22 protein-coding genes are annotated in these 19,850 nt (G+C 70.1%); 4 read left to right on the top strand and 18 right to left on the bottom strand.

Going from position 1 to position 19,850, the window contains the following annotated elements:
* Window positions 1-52: 52 nt before the first annotated feature.
* The gene (rpsB, locus tag NAM01S_RS08915) at window positions 53-868 is read right to left on the bottom strand and encodes a 30S ribosomal protein S2 (protein ID WP_067782205.1); all 816 of its coding nucleotides are present in this window, start codon (window positions 866-868) and stop codon (window positions 53-55) included.
* An 850-nt stretch (window positions 869-1,718) separates the two neighbouring features.
* Here rpsB and NAM01S_RS34860 point away from each other — a divergent pair.
* The 3 genes from NAM01S_RS34860 to NAM01S_RS08900 all read left to right on the top strand — a co-directional run bounded on the left by NAM01S_RS34860 (window position 1,719) and on the right by NAM01S_RS08900 (window position 3,549).
* The gene (locus NAM01S_RS34860) at window positions 1,719-1,865 is read left to right on the top strand and encodes a hypothetical protein (protein WP_157107649.1); all 147 of its coding nucleotides are present in this window, start codon (window positions 1,719-1,721) and stop codon (window positions 1,863-1,865) included.
* Window positions 1,866-2,165: 300 nt separating this feature from the next.
* Window positions 2,166-2,744, top strand: a complete 579-nt coding sequence (locus NAM01S_RS08905) for a murein hydrolase activator EnvC family protein (RefSeq protein WP_067782703.1) — start codon at window positions 2,166-2,168, stop codon at window positions 2,742-2,744.
* Window positions 2,745-3,030: 286 nt separating this feature from the next.
* Complete coding sequence (locus NAM01S_RS08900) at window positions 3,031-3,549, top strand: DUF1990 domain-containing protein (protein ID WP_067782197.1); 519 nt, start codon at window positions 3,031-3,033, stop codon at window positions 3,547-3,549.
* 133 nt (window positions 3,550-3,682) lie between these two features.
* On the opposite strand, the gene NAM01S_RS08895 is transcribed toward NAM01S_RS08900, so the two are convergent.
* Complete coding sequence (locus NAM01S_RS08895) at window positions 3,683-4,282, bottom strand: sigma-70 family RNA polymerase sigma factor (protein WP_067782701.1); 600 nt, start codon at window positions 4,280-4,282, stop codon at window positions 3,683-3,685.
* A gap of 192 nt (window positions 4,283-4,474) precedes the next feature.
* Window positions 4,475-5,176, bottom strand: coding sequence for a GAF and ANTAR domain-containing protein (locus NAM01S_RS08890; RefSeq protein ID WP_067782698.1), 702 nt, complete (start codon window positions 5,174-5,176; stop codon window positions 4,475-4,477).
* A 232-nt stretch (window positions 5,177-5,408) separates the two neighbouring features.
* Between NAM01S_RS08890 and NAM01S_RS33840 the strand changes: the two genes are divergently transcribed.
* Window positions 5,409-6,131, top strand: a complete 723-nt coding sequence (locus tag NAM01S_RS33840) for a GAF and ANTAR domain-containing protein (protein ID WP_067782194.1) — start codon at window positions 5,409-5,411, stop codon at window positions 6,129-6,131.
* A 4-nt stretch (window positions 6,132-6,135) separates the two neighbouring features.
* Here the strand turns inward: NAM01S_RS33840 and NAM01S_RS08880 are convergent, their stop codons facing one another.
* The 15 genes from NAM01S_RS08880 to NAM01S_RS08805 form a co-directional block, all read right to left on the bottom strand.
* Window positions 6,136-6,834, bottom strand: coding sequence for a GAF and ANTAR domain-containing protein (locus NAM01S_RS08880; RefSeq protein WP_169810823.1), 699 nt, complete (start codon window positions 6,832-6,834; stop codon window positions 6,136-6,138).
* Window positions 6,835-6,904: 70 nt separating this feature from the next.
* Complete coding sequence (locus tag NAM01S_RS08875; protein WP_067782190.1) at window positions 6,905-7,270, bottom strand: GatB/YqeY domain-containing protein; 366 nt, start codon at window positions 7,268-7,270, stop codon at window positions 6,905-6,907.
* A gap of 61 nt (window positions 7,271-7,331) precedes the next feature.
* Window positions 7,332-9,233, bottom strand: a complete 1,902-nt coding sequence (locus NAM01S_RS08870; RefSeq protein ID WP_067782188.1) for an alkyl/aryl-sulfatase — start codon at window positions 9,231-9,233, stop codon at window positions 7,332-7,334.
* Window positions 9,234-9,279: 46 nt separating this feature from the next.
* Window positions 9,280-9,594, bottom strand: coding sequence for a DUF202 domain-containing protein (locus NAM01S_RS08865; protein ID WP_067782185.1), 315 nt, complete (start codon window positions 9,592-9,594; stop codon window positions 9,280-9,282).
* Window positions 9,591-9,956 (bottom strand): YidH family protein, encoded by a 366-nt coding sequence (locus NAM01S_RS08860; RefSeq protein WP_067782183.1) that lies wholly within the window; start codon window positions 9,954-9,956, stop codon window positions 9,591-9,593. Before NAM01S_RS08860 ends, NAM01S_RS08865 begins: the two co-directional genes overlap by 4 nt.
* 345 nt (window positions 9,957-10,301) lie before the next feature.
* Window positions 10,302-11,225: a tyrosine recombinase XerC gene (locus NAM01S_RS08855; RefSeq protein WP_174554786.1), complete on the bottom strand. Its 924-nt coding sequence runs from the start codon at window positions 11,223-11,225 to the stop codon at window positions 10,302-10,304.
* 198 nt (window positions 11,226-11,423) lie between these two features.
* Window positions 11,424-12,557: a DNA-processing protein DprA gene (gene dprA / locus NAM01S_RS08850; protein WP_255284297.1), complete on the bottom strand. Its 1,134-nt coding sequence runs from the start codon at window positions 12,555-12,557 to the stop codon at window positions 11,424-11,426.
* A 571-nt stretch (window positions 12,558-13,128) separates the two neighbouring features.
* On the bottom strand, window positions 13,129-14,637 hold the full coding sequence (locus tag NAM01S_RS08840; RefSeq protein WP_067782174.1) for a YifB family Mg chelatase-like AAA ATPase: 1,509 nt from the start codon (window positions 14,635-14,637) through the stop codon (window positions 13,129-13,131).
* On the bottom strand, window positions 14,637-14,993 hold the full coding sequence (locus NAM01S_RS08835; protein ID WP_067782692.1) for a YraN family protein: 357 nt from the start codon (window positions 14,991-14,993) through the stop codon (window positions 14,637-14,639). The genes NAM01S_RS08840 and NAM01S_RS08835 overlap by 1 nt, the downstream gene beginning before the upstream one ends.
* A 315-nt stretch (window positions 14,994-15,308) precedes the next feature.
* Complete coding sequence (locus NAM01S_RS08830) at window positions 15,309-15,614, bottom strand: DUF2469 domain-containing protein (protein ID WP_011210678.1); 306 nt, start codon at window positions 15,612-15,614, stop codon at window positions 15,309-15,311.
* A 123-nt stretch (window positions 15,615-15,737) separates the two neighbouring features.
* Complete coding sequence (locus tag NAM01S_RS08825) at window positions 15,738-16,493, bottom strand: ribonuclease HII (protein WP_084482673.1); 756 nt, start codon at window positions 16,491-16,493, stop codon at window positions 15,738-15,740.
* 57 nt (window positions 16,494-16,550) lie between these two features.
* Window positions 16,551-17,321: a signal peptidase I gene (lepB, locus tag NAM01S_RS08820; protein WP_067782171.1), complete on the bottom strand. Its 771-nt coding sequence runs from the start codon at window positions 17,319-17,321 to the stop codon at window positions 16,551-16,553.
* Window positions 17,322-17,404: 83 nt separating this feature from the next.
* Window positions 17,405-17,746 (bottom strand): 50S ribosomal protein L19, encoded by a 342-nt coding sequence (rplS, locus tag NAM01S_RS08815; protein WP_011210681.1) that lies wholly within the window; start codon window positions 17,744-17,746, stop codon window positions 17,405-17,407.
* A gap of 178 nt (window positions 17,747-17,924) precedes the next feature.
* Window positions 17,925-19,241: an FAD-binding oxidoreductase gene (locus NAM01S_RS08810; protein ID WP_067782168.1), complete on the bottom strand. Its 1,317-nt coding sequence runs from the start codon at window positions 19,239-19,241 to the stop codon at window positions 17,925-17,927.
* 34 nt (window positions 19,242-19,275) lie between these two features.
* A complete protein-coding gene (locus NAM01S_RS08805; RefSeq protein ID WP_253798518.1) occupies window positions 19,276-19,764 on the bottom strand; it encodes a DoxX family protein in 489 nt (162 codons plus the stop codon).
* Between the last annotated feature and the right edge of the window lie 86 nt (window positions 19,765-19,850).

The following is a 19,850-nucleotide window of genomic DNA, read 5'->3' as shown; positions in this document are numbered from 1 at the left end:
GATCACCATGGCATTCCTCGGTGATCACCGCTGGAACAGCGGGTTACGAGCCTCAGGCCTCGGCCGGGGTCTCGGCGGACGCGTCGGCGCCCGGCGCGGCCTGCGCGAGCAGTTCCTGCTCCCACTCGGCGAGCGGCTCGCCCGCGCCCGCTTCCGGCTTGTCGTCGCCGGAGGCCAGACCGGCCCGCGCCTGCACGCCCTCGGCCACCGCGGAGGCGACGACCTTGGTCAGCAGCGCGGCGGAACGGATCGCGTCGTCGTTGCCCGGGATCGGGTAATCGACCAGGTCGGGGTCGCAGTTGGTGTCCAGGATCGCGATGACCGGGATGTTCAGCTTGCGCGCCTCGCCGACGGCGATGTGCTCCTTGTTGGTGTCGACGACCCAGATGGCCGAGGGCACCTTCTGCATGTCGCGGATACCGCCGAGGGTCCGCTCCAGCTTGTTCATCTCACGCGTGAGCATGAGGATTTCCTTCTTGGTGCGACCCTCGAAGCCACCGGTCTGCTCCATGGCCTCGAGCTCCTTGAGGCGCTGCAGGCGCTTGTGCACGGTGGAGAAGTTGGTGAGCATGCCGCCCAGCCAACGCTGGTTCACGTAGGGCATCCCGACGCGAGTCGCCTCGGCCGCGATCGACTCCTGGGCCTGCTTCTTGGTGCCGACGAAGAGAACGGTGCCACCGTGGGCGACGGTCTCCTTGACGAACTCGTAGGCCTTGTCGATGTAGGTCAGCGTCTGCTGCAGGTCGATGATGTAGATGCCGTTGCGGTCGGTGAAGATGAACCGCTTCATCTTCGGGTTCCAGCGCCGGGTCTGGTGTCCGAAGTGCGCGCCGCTGTCGAGCAGCTGCTTCATGGTTACGACAGCCATAGCTCCCGTATCTCTCTTTCGTTGCCGGTTGACGCAGTGGGTCGGCGACCCGCTGCCCTGGCGCCTCCGAATCGTCGGACCCGGTCGGTTCACCGATCGGGACCAGCCGGCGATTCCCTGTTCCCAACTGGCACTGCCGCGAACGAGCACTCTCGGAATTCGGGAGCTGAGGTTCGAACGGCGCCGTTACGAACAAGCACGGGTGGCGCGCGAAGTCGGTCCGTGCCGGGCACAGACCGCTCGATCAGTCTACGACCAGGTTCGTCCCTGACCTAAATCGCCTGGTCGCGAGGCTGTTACCAGGAGAAACGGGCGGTTTCCACAGGTAGGGAAGTTGTCCACACTCGCCGAATCGGGGATGTCGCGCGGGCTCCGGCCGGGCGAGGGTCGAACGCATGCACCGACTTTCCCTCTCGATCACCGTGATCCTGCCGTTGATGTTCGTGCTCGCGCTGGCCGTTGGACAGCCCGCTGCCGCGAATGCTCGACCGCCGTCGAGCGCCGAGGGCGGGTGCCGAAGTGCCGGGTGCCTGGCGAATCCGCTGCGGAACGCGGAGATGGCCTCCGGAACGTGCTCGGTACCGGCGTGCTCGGCGAACGCGACGGATGCCCTGCCGGGGCATGCGCTGAATTCGGGGCCGCCCGACGGCTCCGCGCTGGTTTGCGCGGTGTTGGTGTGCGCGCTGAACCCGGCGCGAACAGCGCCGCCGCGCGTGCCGAACGCGACGCCCGATTCGGCCTGCTCGAGTTCGGTTTGCCTGCCGCCGCGGGCACGGAATCTGCCGTTTCTCCGCCTCGCACCGCTTCCGCTGCGCATGCCGGGTGTGCGACCGTCCGCTACCGACGGGGCGTGTGTCGGGTCGGTCTGCGTTTCGATCCGAGTGCAGGGGTTGCCGCTGCCGCCCGCGCCGTACTCATCTCGCACGGCGACGGGCTCGTCCTCATCTCGCACGACGACAGGCTCGGCCTCATCTCGCACGGCGACGGGCTCGGCTGAGAACCGAAGCGATTCGGGCCCCTCGGCGCCGTGGCGGTGAAGGTGACGTTTTGCGGGTCGCCCCTGCGGCGCCGAGCCGCTGGAACCGATTTGGAGATACCGACGGCCTACACGGTCGAGGCGCGATGGTCACCGCTGGTCTCGCTCCCGGGCGCCCCGCAGAGCTCGGCGGGCATTTCGGATGGCCGCGAGCGGCACTGCTCCCGAACGACTGCAGGCGAACCGAGCACCGTGCGCTGCGCGGCGCCGCCGACACGTCGGCACGGCGGCGGCCTTCTGGTGTGGCGTGTTCGGCGACCGATGCCCCGATACCGCACCGGGCATGGATATGCCCGGCCGCGCCCTGCCCCACGGTGGTCGGCTCTCGTGGCACTAGCCGTTCTCCTCGCGGCCTGCGAAGGGGCGACGGCTACGGCCGCACCCGGCGGGGAGTTCGGCTGGCCGCTGCGGCCGCGACCCACCGTGGAGCGGCGGTTCGACCGACCCGCTCAGGACTGGCTGCCCGGCCATCGGGGTGTCGATCTGGCAGGGACGCCCGGCCAGACAGTGGTCGCAGCGGGAGCGGGCATCGTCGTCTTCGCCGGGGAAGTAGCGGGCAAACCGGTCGTGTCGCTCGACCACCCCGGCGGGCTGCGCACGACCTACGAGCCCGTTCGAGCACGGGTCTCGGTCGGAGCGCGGGTGTCACGTGGCACGCCGATCGGCACCCTCGAGGAAGGCCACGCGGACTGCGCGGCCCCCGCCTGCCTGCACTGGGGTCTGCGCCGCGAAGCGGGACGACGCGGCCGCCCGGAATACCTCGACCCGCTCGGATTACTGCACTTCGCACCGCTGCGCCTCGAGCCGGTCGAACCGGGGTGGGATACGGCCGGCCGGTAGTGCGCCGCGTTGATGCCCGGTCGAACCGGGGTGGGATTCGGCCGGCCGGAAGCGCGCCGCGTTGATGCCGTCGGCGACCCCGCGCGTACCGCCTCTGGCTTCCAGCCCGTCGTGGGGCTAAGAGGCGGCGGTGCACGCGCAGTACGGAGTCTCGGAGCGATAGCACTGGCAAGGGGCACCAAGCCACAGCGCGAGCATGGTGCTGGCCAGGGCATCGAGCGGCGGTGAGGGAGCGCACCGCGCGCGTCGCTTCCCTTAGCGTCGGGATGCGGACCATGATCGAGGGATGGAGAACGAGCTCGGCGGTCCCTGGTTCACCTATCGGGAGATCGGCGCCACCCGAGGCGACCTTCCCGAGGGCTACCACCGCTTCCGGTTGCGGCGGCGTCTCGGCACCGGCCGGGAGCTGTTCGAGCGGGCGGGGGCGGAGATCCTCGCCTATCGGATGCAGAAGGGCGTCGGCATCTTCGGGCACGCGAGCACACCGACGGCCGAACCCGGCACGGCGCTCACCGTGCGACTCGGAATCGGTCCGATCGCCCTCGTGGCGCCCTGCCGCGTGGTGTACGTGCTCGACGACGAGAACCGGCGCGGTTTCGCCTACGGCACGCTCCCCGGCCACCCCGAGATCGGCGAGGAGCTGTTCGCGGTGGAGTACGACCCCACCGACGACTCGGTCCACGGCCTGATCACGGCCTTCTCCCGCCCAGCTTCCTGGTACACGAAACTCGGCGGCCCAGCCGCCCGCCTCATGCAGCGCGTCATGGCGGGCCGCTACCTCGCCACCCTCCCGAGGAGGCCCTAGGTCGCCGCGGACTCCCGCCTGCCCAGGCGCGGGTGAATACCGCACGCGGCGGGCGGAAACGACCGCGATCGTCGCGGCGATCAGGTCGACCGCGACGGCGGGATCGCGCGACGCTCCCACCGCCGAGGCGCTTTCACACCGCGGCCGAGAGGGCGAGGGCCAGTTGGGCGAGTCCTGCGCGGATGCGGGATTTGACGGCGGGCAGGCCGACGCCCAAGTGCTCGGCGACCTGGGGGTAGGTGAGGTCGTGGTAGTAGGCGAGGAGGACCGATTCGCGTTGCAGGGGTGTCAGGGCGGCCAGTCCTGTTCGGACACAGCGGTATTCGTGGCGGCGCAACACCTCTTCGGCGACGTGGTCGGCCGGTGGTCCGTAATCGCCTGCGGCCCAGGCTTGGTCGCGGTCGGACGCGGCGCGTTCGCGGCGGACACGGTCCACCGCCTTCCGGTGCGCGAGCGTCCGCAGCCAGGTGCCCACCGAGCCGCGATGCTCGTCGAAACCCGCTGCGCTGCACCACACTTGAAGGTAGACGTCGTGACAGGTCTCCTCGGCGTAGTCGTGGTCGCGCACGATCGCGAGCACCCGGCGGAAGACGAGCGGATGGGTGCGGCGATAGAGCAGTGCGTAGGCGTCGCGATCGCCGACGCCGATCCGGCGCACCAGTTCGGCGTCGGTGCTGGATTCCGGAATCCGGTGGTGGGTGGACGTGCGAGAAGACAGAGCTGGCGAAACCATGATGCCCCCGATGGCAGCGGACGCTGACGAATGGACCACCCGTCGAAGACAGGGACGGTGGTGTCGACCGCGGATTCCGATCCGGGGGCATGGGTTTCGGAAGAACCGCCAACGGACAGACTACCGGCCGGGTCGAATCCCCGCCGCCGCTTCGGCCTCGGTTCGACAGCTCGACGCGGGCGAAAAGCCCACTCAGATCCGAAGTCCCAGCTCGACGATTCCACCCGCCACGGCGTGCACGCTCACCCGATGCCGCCGGGCGTGCGCCCGAATCAGCTCGTAGGCCGCCTGCGGTGTCGTGCTGCGCGCGTTGGCGATCACGCCTTTCGCCTGCTCCACCAGCACCCGTGAGTCCAGCGCGTGCTGGAGTTGCTCGGTGAGCCGCTGCTGGGCGCGCAACCGCTCGGCGGTGAGGATGTGCCCGGCGGCGATGCCCGCGAGCAGCGCCCCCACCGACAGTTCGGGTTCGGTCCACTCGCGCGGGTCGTAGGCGTACATGCCCAGCGCGCCCACCGTCGTCGTGCCGGATCGCATCGGGATCTCGGCGACGGCCCGGACACCGTGGCGGGCGGCGACGCTCGTGTACTCGGGCCACGAGGAATGGCGTTCGCGGACGTCGGCGACGGCGACCGGTTCGCCGTGCCGCAGCGCGTCCAGCGCGGGCCCGCGTGCGCTGCTGCGCTGGCTGAGCGCGACGTCCGCCAGTGCGGCGGGCGTCGCGGTGACGACGCCGGAGGACCCGTCGGCGACGAGCAACACCGCGCAGCCCGCCAGATCGAGCGCGTCGGTGGCGCTGTCGATCAGACGGTGCAGCGGTTCGGTGAGATCGCCCGGTTCGGGCAGCAGCCCGACGAGGCCGGACAAGGCCGTGACCAGCAGCTCGCTGTCAGACATACCGAACCACCCCTGTACCGGCGAACCCCGCGCGTCCGCCTCGGAGATACCGCACCGCATCTGCCAACTCTCCATGGTATGGACCTTCGGCGACACGCCGAAACAGTCGGCCGCCATGGCGATTCGACGCGTGATGCCGAAGCGCGGTCGACACGAACGCTATTCGGGTGCAAACATGAAAGATGAGGCTCCACTTCCGCTCGACTCATTGCGATCACTCAGGGAGATCCCCATGGGAGCGCACGCGCCGCTGCTGGACGTGCTTGTGCGGTCGGTCGGCACACTGACGAGCGATTTCGATGTCGTGGAGCTATCGCAGCAACTTGTCGACGCGTGTACCGAACTGACGGGCGGCGCCGAGGCCGGTTTGTTCCTCGGCGACCATCGGGGCGAGCTGCGGGTGCTCGCAGCCACCGACGAGCGAGCGCGGTGGCTCGTCGAAACGGTCGACGGACCGACCGGGCAGGCCTACCGCACCAGCAGCCCGGCCATCGTGGACGACCTCGCCGCCGCGACCCTGGTCTGGCCCGAATTCGCCAGGCACGCATTGGAACACGGCTACCGTTCGACCTACGCCCTGCCGCTGCGGCTGCGCACCGACAACATCGGCGCCCTGACCATCTTCGGCGCGGCCCCCGGAGCGCTGGACCGGGCCGCCGTGCGGTCGGGACAGATCCTCGCCGACCTCGCGGCCATCGGCATCGCGCAGCACGTGCTGCGACCGAGGGTCGAGCCGATGCAGGCCAGACTGCCGGTGGCGTTGCAAGATCGGGTGGTCATCGAGCAGGCCAAGGGGGTGCTCGCCGAGCGCGGCGACCTCGATATGACCGAGGCGTTCGCCCGCCTGCGCGCGCACGCGCGACGGTGCGGACTGCGGCTGGCCGAACTGGCGGGCGCCATCGTGGTGGGCCGCGTCGATGCGGCGGTCGTGCTTGCCACACCGGCCGAGCGGTAGCGGTTCAACGCGCTTCCCTGTCGAAACGGATGCGCCGCCGCAGCACTCGCTCGGCCGCCTCCGCCAGCGAAATGCCTTGGCGCACCGCATAACTCCGCATCGTGGCGTAAGCGTCCGCTGGGCCGACGCCGCGCTGGGCGATCACCATGCCCGCTGCCTGGTGGATCGACGCGCTCGCCAGCGGCCCGCGCAGCCACTCCCCCGCTTGCTCGGCGGAGCCGGGCTCGGCCGAGACAAGGTGGGCGGTGATGATGTCGGCGACGTGCAGTCCGGCCGCCATCATCGACCCGTTCGGGTGACCCGGGCTGGTCCGATACAGGTCGAGCGCGCCGAATCGCACCGCGCCCAAGCGCAGAGGCATGGCGGTCATCGCGCCGGAAACCGGTTCGCGGGCCAGCGCGGCGGCGAAGTCCGGCCAGTGCCCGCAGTTCGCGGTCAGATCGACGACCGAGACCGGTACGCCGGTGGCCACCGCGTCGACCGCGGGCCCCTCGCCGACCGTCGCCTGCACCGTCTCGACCCGAGCCGCGACCTCGTCGCTGCTGCACCAGGGTTGCACGCCCACATCGCGTTCATCGATCGTGATGGCGGCCCGCTGCACGGGAAGTACCTGCACGGCGGCGTGGCACGCGGCCGAGACGTCGCCCCCGCCTCGGCGCAGCGCCGAGAGGAATCTCTCGGTGAGTAACTCGAACTCCGCCACGCCCATCCTATGAACCGCCTGGAATCGACCGGCAGCAGCCAGAATAGCGAACTCCCTTGCGGCGTGGCGGCTACAGCAGGGCGGTCAACGCCTCGGCCTCCGCCTGAAGCACCGCACCACGGTCGGCGCGCCCGAAGTCGGCGTAGGACGCGGCGGAGGTCAGCCGCTCGGCGATCTCGGCGCGGACGATCCCCTCGATGTCGGCCTCGCTCAACTGCCGACGTTCGACCTCCGCGCCGCCGAGCCCGACCACGCTTGCCTCGATCGCACCCGCTCGCGCGTCACCGATCTCGACTGCCTCGGCATTATCGATGGCGGCGAGGGCCGAGCGCAGGGCCGCGGACGCGTGGCGGTCGCGCGCCTTCATGGCGGCGGGCAGCGCTGCACGCAGTCGCTCGCGTAGCGGCAGGGACCTGTCGACAGTGTCGGTGGACATGGGCACCGACCGTACGCGGGCCGGTCCGCGCAGGTCGAGGGGATTTCCGGCCCACGGCGGCTCATGGTGTCACGATGGCGAAGTCCGGGTCCGGTTCGTCGAACACACCGACCAGGGCGGCGAGCTTGGTCGGATCTCCCTCGATGCCGATGTCACCCGCGGCGGCGGCGACACCGAAGTCCTCGCCTTGCAACAGGACTCGGATCATGGTCGCCCTGGTGAGGGTGAACTCGGCGTCGGCGTCCGGCAGCGCGACGCCCTCCGGCCGGTCGTAGTGGGTCAGCCTGCCGTTGCGCAGTTCCAGCCGGTGCACGCGGCCCTCGTCGGTGAGGTTCCAGTCGGTGATCACGTGCATGTCCCATGCCTTCGGACCGTCCACGCGCAGCGCCATGGCGTCGAAGATCTGCTCGATGGTGAGCGCGGCGAGCATGGACTGCGAATTCGTCTTGGTCGGCGTGCCGAACGAGCCGTAGCGCAATTCGTACGCGCCGCTGAGGTAGAAGTTGCGCCACGTCGCGTTCTCGGCGCCGTAGCCGAGCTGCTCGTAGGCCGCGGCGAGCAGGTCTTTCGCCGCCTCGTTGCCGGGTTCGGCGAAGACCACGTAATCGACAACCTGCGCGACCCAGCGGTAGTCGCCCGCGGCGTAGGACTCGCGCGCCTTGCGCAGCACCTCCTCGGCACCGCCCATGAATTCCACGTGGCGACGGGCGGATTCCAACGGCGGGTGCTGCCACAGGTGGGCCGGATTGCCGTCGAACCAACCGAGGTAGCGCTGGTAGATCGCCTTGACGTTGTGGCTGACCGAGCCGTAGTACCCCCGCGCGTGCCAGGCGTTCTCGATGGCGGGCGGCAGCGTCAGCTGCTCGGCGATCTCGGCGCCGACATAGCCCTGGTTCAGCATGCGCAGCGTCTGGTCGTGCAGGTAGCCGTACAGATCACGTTGCAGGCCAAGGTATTCCACCAGGCGTTCGGTGCCCCAGGTCGGCCAGTGGTGCGAGGCGAACACGACGTCGGACTCGCGCGCGAACAGATTGATCGCCTCGGTGAGGTACTTGGCCCACACGTGCGGATCGCGCACCAGCGCGCCGCGCAGCGTCACGAGGTTGTGCAGGGTGTGGGTGGCGTTCTCCGCCATGCACAGGGCCCGGCGCTCGGGGAAATAGAAGTTCATCTCGGCGGGCGCCTCGGTGCCCGGCGTGACCTGGAAGACGATCCGCACGCCGTCGACGGTCAGTTCCTGGCCGGTCTCGGTGATGTCGACGGTCGGCGCGATCAGGGTGACTGTGCCGATCGAAGTGGTCTGGCCGAGACCCGCGCCTACTTGGCCGAGCGGGCCCCTCGGCAGCACGGCGCCGTACATGTAGGCCGCGCGGCGCGCCATCGCGGTGCCCGCGTAGATGTTCTCCGACACGGCGTGCTCCAGGAATCCGGCGGGCGCGATCACCGGAATCCGGCCCGCCGCGGCGTCTTCCGGAGTGGCGACACCACAGGCGCCGCCGAAATGGTCGACGTGCGAATGGGTGTAGACGAGACCGGTGACCGGACGATCGCCGCGATGCTCGCGATACAGCCGCAGACCGGCGGCCGCGGTCTCGGCGGAGATCAGCGGATCGATCACGATGACGCCCTGGCCGCCCTCGACCAGCGTCATGTTCGACAGGTCCAAGCCCCGGATCTGATAGATGCCGTCGGTCACCTCGAACAGGCCTTGCTCGGCGACCAGTCCGGACTGCCGCCACAGACTGGGGTGGACGGAAGCGGGGCACGGCTCACGCAGGAAGCCGTAGGAATCGTTGTCCCACACCACGGATCCGTCGTCCTGGGTGACCACGCCGGGCTCGAGCGCGGCGAGGAAACCGCGGCGGGCGTCGGCCAGGTCGGCATCGTCGGCGAACGGCAGCATCGTCTCGGCGCGCTGCCGCGCGGCGACGATCACCTCGGTCGGCTCGGTCACGTCGGGCATCGTCCTCCTCCTTCTACTCTGCCGAATTCGTCTGTCCTGGAATGGATCACCTCGGTGGGTCCGTGAAACCCAACGCGACCCCGACACCACCGGCGAACAAGATCGCCAGCGCCGTCGCGGCGATGACCCCGTCGGCCCTGCCGCGGCGGCCGTGACGTAACCACCGGCTGCGCAGGTAGCCCGTGACCGCCACCGCGACCATCGTCAGCGCCGCGGCGGCGGGGGCGATCGCGGCGTCGCGCCAGCCGGAACTCAGCGCGTGGTCGACGCACAGCGCGGCAACGACCATCGCGCTGATGGCCGTGCGCCGCCAGGCGAGCGCGGTGCGCTCGGCCGCCAGTCCCACGTCCCTTGCCGTCATCGCAGCAGCACCGCGATACAGGCCATGATCGACACGGCTCCGATGCCCGCCGACAGGATCGGCACCAATATCGTCTCCGGCAGCGGTTCGGCGCGGCGCATCGCGTGTCCGACCCGACGCCAGTGCAGGTAGCCGCCGATCGCGACGACGACCGCGAGCACGATGCAGCTGACCGCGAGCGTCCGGCGCAGGCCTGCCATGTGGAACGGCTGGACCAGGGTGTGCACCGCGACACCGCCGGCGAGCAGGCCGAGGGAGGTGCGCATCCAGGCCAGGAAGGTTCGTTCGTTGGCGAGCGTGAAGCGGTAGTCGACGCCTTCCTCGCCGTCCTCCGATTCCGAACCGACTTCCGGGAGTGTCACACCGCCCCCTCGCGGGCCGGGCAGGCAAAGGGCACGACAACGATCGAATCGGCCGGGCGCTCAGGGACGTCCGAGGTCACGCTTCCGCCGCCAGGGTGCACGGGCACCACTCCGTCTCTGGTCAGTTTCGTGCCGCAAGCAAACGTTCCGCAACGTCAGCGTAGTGGTAGACCGGGCGGTCGTCCACGAGCCTCGCGGGCAGCGCACCCCATGCCGCGCGTCGAGCTGGAAGCACATCGGGGCGGCGTCGTGGAAGGTCGTCGCGAGCCGGTCACGGTCGAGGTCAGCGGTGCATTGGTGGGCGACACCGGCGCCCCCATTGCGGGCGCGACGCCGACCGGTGGCTCACGCGCGAGGGTGGGCCTGGTCGTGCACCTTCTTCAGCCGTTCGATGGAGACGTGCGTGTACAGCTGGGTGGTGGCCATGCTGGCGTGGCCGAGCACCTCCTGCACCACACGCAGATCCGCGCCGCCCTCCAGCAGGTGGGTCGCCGCGCTGTGGCGGAGGCCGTGCGGCGCGATGTCGGGCGCGCCGGGGATCGCCGAAACGACCTCGTGCACCACGGTCCTTGCCTGCCGCTGGTCGAGCCGCCTGCCGCGCCTGCCGAGCAGGAGCGCGCGCCCCGATTCGGCGGTCGCGAACGCGGGGCGGCCGTAGCGCAGCCACTCCGCGACGGCGCGGTCGGCCGGTGCGCCGAACGGCACGGAGCGCTCCCTGTTCCCCTTGCCGAGCACCCGGACCAAGTGCCGCTCCCGGTCCACGTCGTCGACGTCCAAGCCGCAGAGTTCGCTCACCCGGATCCCGGTCGAATACAGCAGCTCGACGATCAGCCGGTCCCGCAATGCCATCGGATCGTGCTGCGCCGCACCGGATTCCGCGGCGTCCATGGCCTCCACCGCCTGCTGCCTGCCGAGCACCGCTGGCAGCGTCCGGTGCGCCTTGGGCGAGCCGAGCCGTAGGCCGGGATCCACTTCCAGCCTGCCGGTCTTCGTCAGCCAGCCGGTGAACGTGCGCGCCGAGGACGCGCGCCGCGCCATCGTGGTGCGGGCCGCGCCGTTCGCCGACTGCGCGGCGAGCCACGACCGCAACAGCGTCAGGTCCAGCTCTCGGACCGCCGAATCCGGGGACCGGGCGTACAGGTGGGCCAGCAGCGACCGCGCGTCGCCGAGGTAAGCCCGCACGGTGTGCGCCGAGCGGTTGCGACCGAGCCGCAGGTGTCGCCCGTACTCCGTCAACAGCGCGTCCAGATCCTCCGGCAACTCGTCCACCCCACCACCGTCGCGGTCGGCGCGGCGGTTGGCAAGAACCCGCGCCGGGCCGTGAGTCTCGGGGTGTCCTACGTCGCAACCCGTGGTTTCGTAAGTCGCGAACCATTTTCGCGAAGCCCGCGAAGAGTCGGCGTGATCGCAACCATCGCCGGGCTCCCGCGATCACGCGCCGTGTACGGACGGACTGTGGCCTGATCATCACGAGCGTCCTCCCGACTTCCTGAACGCCTTTCGGTGCCAACCGGTTTCGTCGAGGCCGACCAACCCCGCGATCTCGAGTGCGACCAGGGCGGCGCGGATCGCGGGCAGGGAGAGTGGGCAATGGCCGGTCAGTTCGTGGGGTAGGCGGGAGCCGATGGCGGGGAGGGCGGCGAAGACGGTGGCCTCGTCGCCGGTGAGGTGCTCGGGGGTGTCCGGCACGGCGCCCGCGCTGCCGGGCAGCGACAAACGCAGCGGTCCGGCCTCATCGATCACTTCCTCCGTGCGGGTGACGAGCAGCGCCTCGCCGTCGCGGATCATCCGATGGCAGCCCGTCGAGGCCGCCGAGGTGACCGGCCCGGGGATCGCCAGCGCCGGGCGGCCCAGTCGACGCGCCCATTTCACGGTGTTTCGCGCGCCGCTGCGCAGTCCCGCCTCGGTGACCAGCACACCATCGGCAAACGCCGCGATCAGGCGGTTGCGCGCCAAGAAGTGGTGCTTCCTGGCGACCGTGCCGGGCGGATACTCGCTGACCACCAGGCCGACGTCCGCGATCTCGGCGAGCAGCCGCTCGTGCTGTGCGGGATACGGACGGTCCACGCCGCACGCGAGCACCGCGATGGTCGGCCCGTCGACCGCCAGCGCCGCGCGGTGCGCCATGGCGTCGACGCCGAACGCCGCGCCGGACACGATGGTCCAGCCCTGGGCGGCCAGATCCCCGGCGATCTCGGCGGTGACCTGATTGCCGTATCCCGTGCTGCACCGCGATCCGACCACCGCCAACGCGCGTTCGCTCGACTCCAGCAGGGACCGCGGTCCGCGCACCCAGAGCACCAGCGGGACCGCGCCGTCCGGATCCCGCCCCACCTCGAGTTGGCTCAGCCCCAGCAACCGCCACGCGGGCCATTCCGGGTCGTCGGGCGTCACCACCCGGCCACCGATCCGCTCGATGAGCTCCAGATCGTCCGCCGCCGAGTCGATCTCGCGCCGCCGCCTGGTCGGTCCGCGCAGCGACTCCGGCAACTCGCACTCGCGCACCGCCCGTGCGGCCTCCACCACCCCGACCGATTCGATCAACGCGGACAACGCCGCACAGGGCCCTTCGACGACCCGCGAAAGGTACACCCATGCCAACTTCCGCTCGTCCGCCGTTCCCGCACCACCCACTACCCGCGACTTCGCACCGGGCGCTTGCCGCCGACCACTCGGGTCCGCGCCACAACCCGCGACACCGAGCTCCGACCCACACCCGTCCCGCTCGTCGGCCCACACCGCTCGCTCCGGACCAGAACCATCCCCGCCGAAGCCTCGAATGCCGGACTCCACACCACCCTCGCCGTCCTCGTCCATCGAAACCCTTCGACCCCCGCGAGCCGCGCGCCGGTCGACGCCGCCCCGATCGAGCTCAACCGTGCAGTCCGGACGACCGTCAAGATATGCGGCTGGCCGCGAAATGCCCGACCGCCCATCGAAACCGTGGCCATCCCCTACGCGGGGAACCACCTCGTACCCGACGGCATCCCGCCCCGCTCGGCTCGCGCCGGTCATCGCGCACCCCCGTCGCGGCCGTCCGCCGACAAGGACATCGCCACACGGCCGCGGCACGGCGCCCACCGTTGAGTCGATGCCGCAGCGCGGTCACCGCACCGCACCATCGATGGCTGCGGCGGCACCTCGGCGCCAAAACCCCTGCCACGCCGCGTGTTCACTGCGCACCCCGCTGGCGGAAGTTCAGCGCCAACATGACGTCCTGCGCGCTGGGGACATCGGCACCGCGCAGATCGCAGATCGTCCAGGCGACGCGGATGGCGCGGTCGGCGCCCCTGGCGGACATGCGTCCCATGCGCAAGGCGGCCTCGACCGGGGCGACGGATTCGCGGGGCAGTCGGAACCGTTGGCGCAGTGCGTGTCCCGGGACCTCCGCGTTGGTGAGCCAGCCGTGCTCGCGCCAGCGGTGCAGCGCGGCCTTTCTGGCCGCCGCGACGCGCTCGCGCACCACCGCGCTGCTCTCGGCGGCGTCGGAGCTGAACGTGGCGCCCGACTGACCGTGCATCTGCACCCAGATGTCGATGCGGTCCATCAGCGGCCCGGACAGTTTGCCGAGGTAGCGGCGGCGGGCCAGAGGTGCGCAGATGCAGTCCACGTCGCGGGCGGGCGCGCACGGGCAGGGGTTCGCGGCCAGGACCAGTTGGAAGCGGGCCGGGTAGCGCGCCACCCCGTCGCGGCGGGCGATGCGAACTTCGCCTTCCTCCAAAGGCGTTCGCATCGCTTCGAGGACCTTGACGCCGATCTCGGCGCACTCGTCGAGGAAGAGCACGCCACGGTGGGCGCGACTCACCGCGCCCGGACGGGCCGAGCCCGAGCCGCCGCCGATCATCGCCGTGACCGAGGTGGAGTGGTGCGGCGCGACGAACGGCGGCACGGTGATGAGCGGATGATCGCCGGACAGCGCGCCCGCCACCGAGTGGATCGCCGTCACCTCCAACGCCTCCGCTTCCGACAGCGGCGGCAGCAGACCGGGAAGACGTTGCGCGAGCATGGTTTTGCCGATGCCCGGCGGCCCGGTGAGCAACAGGTGGTGGCCACCCGCCGCGGCCACCTCGAGCGCCCAGCGTGCCTCGTCCTGACCGACCACCTCGCTGAGGTCGCCGTAGGAGTGCGTAGTGTCGGGCAGTTCGCCACTCGGCTCCGGCAGCGCCGCCTCGCCGCGCAGCCAGGCGACCACGGCGCGCAGACTCGCCGCGCCGAACACCTCGACGTCTTCCACCAGACCCGCTTCCGCCATGGCGCATTCGGGTACCACCACCGTCGAACAGCCCGCGTTGCGCGCGGTGATCACCGCGGGCAGGATGCCGCGCACCCGGCGCACCCGCCCGTCCAACGCGAGCTCGCCGAGCAGCACCGTCTTCGCCAGCCGTTCCGAGGGCACCGCGCCCGCAGCGTCCAGTACCGATACCGCGAGTGCGAGGTCGTAGACGCTGCCGATCTTGGGCAGGGTCGCGGGCGACAGGGCCAGGATCACGCGGCCGTCCGGCCACTTCTCCCCCGAATTGGCCACCGCCGAGCGGACCCGGTCGCGCGATTCGGAGAGCGCGGTGTCGGGCAGGCCGACCAGGTGCACCGACGGCAGCCCCTGACCGATGTCGGCCTCGATCTCCACCAACTGCCCGTCCACGCCCGCCACCGCGACGGAATGGGCGCGCCCGAGCGCCATCAGAAGACCGCCTCGAGGTGGTCGATCACCGGGTTGTGGCCGGGCTGGATCAGTACCGAGATCACGTCGAAGCGGATCCGCCGCCACGGACCGTCCTGCTCGGCCAGCCAGAGCAGCGCGAGCCGCCGGATGCGCTGCTGCTTGGCGAAGGTGACGGCCTCGGCAGGCGTGCCGAAGCCGAGACCGCTGCGGGTCTTCACCTCGACGAACGCGGTGGTCCCGGAATCACGCGCGATCAGATCGAGCTCGCCGTACCGGCAACGCCAGTTGCGCACGACGATCTCCATGCCAGCGTCCTGCAGGAACCGTGCCGCCAGCTCTTCCCCGTATGCGCCGAGCGCCTGTTTGTCTGCCACCCGACGATCGTGACCGCGCCGCACCGCGGTCCGGTCGCGGTGACCTGGGCCGATGCCCGCCCTGTGGACTACGCCGCCGCTGTGGACAACACGCCGCCGCGCGGTCCGCAGCCGGGTCGTGTTGTCGGAGCGCAGTGGTAAGGCGCTGCCGACGGCGTGCTCGTCGACCTACGCACGGCCGCGACCTGGGCGAGGCAAGCTCGGTCGACGCGAACGCTGTTGTCGGCTCGCGGATGGCCGGAGAGTCCGAGGTCTACCGGGCGGCGCTGCCGGACGTAGTCCAGCGCCGTCCGCGAGCGCTTCCCGCCGACCGGACTACTCCGGAAGCCGCAGGTCCGGCTTCTCCAACTCCTCGATGTTGACGTCCTTGAAGGTGATCACCCGGACGTGCTTGACGAAGCGGGCGGGCCGGTACATGTCCCACACCCACGCGTCGCTCATGCGCACCTCGAAGTACACCTCACCGTCGGCGTTCTGCGGACGCAGTTCCACGGAGTTGGCCAGGTAGAAGCGGCGCTCGGTCTCCACCACGTACGAGAACTGACCGACGATGTCTTTGTACTCGCGATACAGCGAGAGCTCCATCTCGGTTTCGTACTTCTCGAGGTCCTCGGCACTCATCGGGTGGGACGTCCTCCTTCTCGCCGCACTGCATCGTATCGGCGGCGTTCGCGTGGCCCGCGTGGTTACCCCGCGCTATCGCCTCCTGGCCTGACGCTCACACCGCCTGGTCGTCTCTTCACATCATCTCGCATGGGCGGCATCGGTAGCCACTCGGCTGTCCTCGAGGCCGTCGGCGAGCACCGCGTCGGCGTACTCGACGGCCGGATCGAGCGGCCGCAATCCCGCCGTCTCACGCACATTGCGCCACGATCGCCGGTGCTCGCTGCACGGACCGAGCTGCTCGAGCGCGGCGGTGTGTTCGGGCGTGTTGTAACCCTTGTGCGCCGCGAAACCGTAGCCGGGGAATCGCTGGTCCATCTCGACCATGATGCGGTCGCGGGTCACCTTGGCCAGGATGCTGGCCGCCGCGATGCAGGCCGCCGCGGCGTCACCGCCGATCACGGGCAGTGACGGCACCGGAATGCCCGGGACACGGAAACCGTCGGTCAGCACGTAGCCGGGAGTCTGCCCGAGGCCCGCGACCGCGCGGCGCATGCCCTCGATATTGGCCACGTGAATGCCGATCGAGTCGATCTCCCACGCCGGGATCACGACGACCTTCCAGGCCAGCGCCAGCCGCGTGATGACCGGATACAGCTGCTCGCGGGTGGCTTCGGTGAGCCTCTTGGAGTCGTCGAGGCCCGCGAGTCTGTCGTAGGCCTTCGGTGCGAGCAGGCAGGCCGCCACGACCAGCGGCCCGGCGCACGGGCCGCGACCGGCCTCGTCCACACCCGCCACCGGGCCGAGCCCGCTGCGGATCAGCGCCGCCTCCAGCGTGCGCAAGCCGCCCGCTTTGCGCATCACCACGCGCGGCGGCCACCCATTGCTTGCCGTCATTCGGTTACCCACTGCTCCGGCCTGCCCCACCGTCCAATTATCCTGCGGCCGCGCCGATCAGTTGGTCTGCGGGTCCTGGGAACGGATGAGCCCGATCCGATTCGGCGGCCAGATCTTCACGACGGCCTTGCCTCGGACGTTGTCGATGGGGACGGTGCCTTGCAACTCGTCGCCGACGTGGGCGCGGGAGTCCGCGGACTGGTTGCGGTTGTCGCCCATCACCCACAGGTGCCCGTCCGGAACCTTCACCGGACCGAACACGCGGCCCGCGGGATAGGTGGGGTTCTGCTGGCCGGGCAGCCAGCGGTAGTCGTTCTCGACGTAGGGCTCGTCGAGTGGTTTGCCGTCCACCATGACCCTGCCCTGCGCGTCGCAGCACTGCACGGTCTGGCCGCCGACCGCGATGACCCGCTTGACCAGGTCGTTCTCGTCGGGCGGCACGAGGCCGAAGAAGGAGAAGAAGTTCTGCACGCCGCGCACGATCGCGTTGTCCGAGCGGATCGACTGGTAGCGGGTGTTCCAGGAGGGCGGTCCGACGAAGACCACCACGTCACCGGGTTGCGGGTCGCTGCCGTAGTAGCTGACCTTCTGCACGTAGATGCGGTCGCCGATCTGGAGGGTCTCCTCCATCGACTGGGAGGGGATCACGTACGGCCGCCCGACGAAGCTGACCATCAGCGCGGCGATGACGGCCGCGATCACGATGAGGACCGGCAGCTCCTGCCAGAACGGGCGCTGCTTCTTCGGCTTCTTCGCCTGCCGCCTGCCGCGGCGTCCCCCCTCGTCGTCCGATCCGGACACCGACACCGACCCACTTTCGTCTGCCACGCGGAACAGACTAGCCCGGCACCATGACTCGCGTCCGGTGCCGGGCCAGTGAAGATCACTCGTGCCGGGTCAGGGCGAAGCGCTCAGCGCTTTTCCTTGATCTTGGCCGCCTTACCGCGCAGGTCGCGCAGGTAGTACAGCTTCGCCCGGCGGACGTCACCGCGGGTCACGACGTCGATGTGGTCGATGTTGGGGCTGTGCACCGGGAAGGTGCGCTCCACGCCGACACCGAACGACACCTTGCGCACGGTGAAGGTCTCGCGGATGCCACCGCCCTGGCGACGGATCACGACGCCCTTGAAGACCTGGATGCGCTCCTTCGAGCCTTCGATGACCTTCACGTGCACATTGAGGGTGTCGCCCGGACGGAAGTCGGGGACATCGCTGCGCAGCGACTTTTCGTCGACGAAGTCAAGGGTGTTCATTTCCATCCTTCTGGAGTTCGCGCGAACAGAGGACCCTGGCGGCACAGCGCGTGCTCGACCGGTTCATGCTCCGAATTAAGGGATGCTCCCGGGGTCGACATGCACCCAGGGCAACCTGTGCATTGTGCCAGACCGAGAGGGTCCGCCGAAAATCGGGGCCGAGGGAGTCCGCCTCAGCTCATCCGAGCACCGGGTAGTTCGCGCGGAAGACACCTCGCGGATCACGGGCCCGTTTGATGTCGGCCAACCTGCTCACCGTCGACGCGTCGAAGGCTGCCGACGCATGCTCCCCCGGCGTCAGGAAGGTGTACGGCTTGCCAGCGCCGAGATGGCCGTCCAGCGCGCCGACGATCCGCCGCTGTTCGGCGGTCACCGCTTCGGCGAGGTGCGGAAGACCGAGGCCGAGCAGGTAGAGCAGGTACGGCTCGCGCACCGCCGCGCGGGCGCCCGGCTCCGGCTCCGGCCCGGTCGCGGCGAGCGCGCCGCCGAGGTGGCGGATCTGCAAATTCACCAGCGGCGCGAGCGGATCGTCGAGCAGGATCTTCGCCACCGCGTCGTCGAGATCGGTCAGCAGCTCGGCACGGGACAGTGCCGGGCTCGGATCGGTGGGTTCGGCGGTGATGTCGCCGAGGTTCGCTACCGACAGCTCGCCGCGCTTGTCGGCGATCGCGCCGCCGATGGCGTTCACCCCGGCGAGCAGTTCCCCGGCCGCCTCGGCATCGCCGAGATAGGCGAGGTCGAGCGCGACCATCGGTGGGGCGTCGGGGAATTGGAAGCGGTGGAACCACAGCGACAACTCGTCGGGAGCCCGCTCGGTGAGTTCGGTGAACGCCTCGAAGACGGCGCGGGTCGCGGTGCCCGGCCACATCAGGCGGCCGCCGTAGAGCGCGGGCGCGGGGTGCAGGTCGAGTTCGAGCGCGGTCACCAGCGCGTAGTCACCGCCGCCTCCGCGCAACGCCCAGAACAGCTCCGGATCGGACGCGGCGGTGACGCGCGCGGGACGGCCATCGGCATCGACGATCTCGAACGCGCGCACGCCGTCGCTGGCCCAGCCGAACTTCCTGCCGAACCAGCTCAGCCCGCCGCCGAGGGTGTAGCCGGTGACGCCGACGACCGGGTTGCTGCCCGCCAGACCGGTCAGACCGTGCGCGCCGACGGCCGATTGCACCTGCCCCCACGTCGCGCCGGCGCCGACGCGCACCCACCGCTCGCCGGCGTGCACCTCGATACCGTCGAGGCGCGCGGTGCGGACGAGGATGACGCCGTCACCGTTTCCGGACGCGCCGTGGCCGGTCGGCTGGGTGGCGACCGTCAGCCCGGTGCCGCTCGCGTGGCGGACCAGCGCCGCCGCGTCGGCGGCATCGGCGATCTCGACCACCGCGGCCACGGATTGGCGCACGGTGAGGTTCCACGCCCGCGCGGCGCCGTCGAATTCCTCGTCTCCGGGGAGAAAAACCCGGCCGCGAACGACGCCGCGAATATCTTCCAGTGTCATTTCTCTTCTCCTGTCTGCTGTTTCGAAAGAATTGCTAGGCGCGGCCGAATCGGCGCAGCGCGGACCACGCTTCGGGCAGCGGTTTCGGATCGCGCCGGGCGGGCGGACGCAGCGCCCAGGACGCGACGGTCAGCCCGAGGAAGACCAGCGGGGATATCGATGCGGCCGCAGGGTCGCCGACGGCCAGGTGCGAAAGGGCGGCGCCGCCGTAGACGAAAGCCAGTCCGGCGTAAGCCCATTCCTTCAATCGCGGCGTGCCGGGCGCGAGCACCGCGCCAACTGCTGCGACCTTGGCCGCGCCGATGATGGTCGCGAAGTAGAGCGGGTATTCGAGACGCTCGAAAGTGTCCTGTACGTACGGAATTCGCGCGAGATCCCAATACGCGCCGACAACCGATTCGGTCATCAGAAGGGCGGTGGCGCCACCGAAGGCGATCATCCGCGCGCGGGATCCGCGGTGCGACGCACCGTCTTCGGTCGGGGTCGTCATGAATTCCGTGCGAATCGGCGTTGCTGTCTTCATCTTTCGGCCTCTCGTTCATCCGATCGGCGCCGCGCCTTTCACGCATCGCCTGCTCGCTGTTCGACTGGATGACGGAGGGGAGCGCG

The organism is Nocardia amikacinitolerans NBRC 108937 (genome assembly GCF_001612615.1).
Taxonomy (GTDB): Bacteria; Actinomycetota; Actinomycetes; order Mycobacteriales; family Mycobacteriaceae; genus Nocardia; species Nocardia amikacinitolerans.
Note: the sequence above shows the minus strand (reverse complement) of the source record. Positions and strands in the feature narration are given on the sequence as shown.